The 398-nt window shown below is 65.6% G+C and carries 1 pseudogene; it reads right to left on the bottom strand.

Annotated features, from left to right (window positions below):
• Positions 1 to 26 precede the first annotated feature (26 nt).
• A pseudogene (locus tag EOA24_RS41090) lies at positions 27 to 398 on the bottom strand (TetR/AcrR family transcriptional regulator); the annotation flags it as partial.

The raw sequence follows: 398 nt of genomic DNA, 5'->3' as shown, positions 1-398 counted from the left end.
GCTTACAACACAGGCCGAGCCCTGTTTCAGCGGTGTCCAAGGCTTGCGATGTAGGCGCAGAACATGTCGGCCATGGCATCGGCGTAGGCTTCGATCTCCGCGTCGGTGCGCGGGCTTGCCGAAAAATCCTTTCCCGCCGCGCTCAACGTCATCGTGATCAGATCGCCGGCCAGGTCCTGGGTTGCTTGCGGGGTCCCGGGCAGAACTTCGCGCAGGAAGACCTGGACGGTGCGCTCACCCGAGGCCCTTGCCTCGTGCGCCTCGGGCGCGTCGCGGTAGAGTGGGGCGGCGTCATTGAGTGCCACGCGCACGGCAGCTTCCTCGCACTCCGAGCGGATAAAGGCATGGACCAGCGTGCGCATCCGCTCCAGCGGCGGCCGCTTGTCGTCCTCCAATAT

This window comes from Mesorhizobium sp. M2A.F.Ca.ET.039.01.1.1 (genome assembly GCF_003998035.1).
GTDB lineage: Bacteria > Pseudomonadota > Alphaproteobacteria > Rhizobiales > Rhizobiaceae > Mesorhizobium.
The sequence above is the reverse complement of the archived record's forward strand: the minus strand, read 5'-3'. Positions and strand labels throughout refer to the sequence as shown.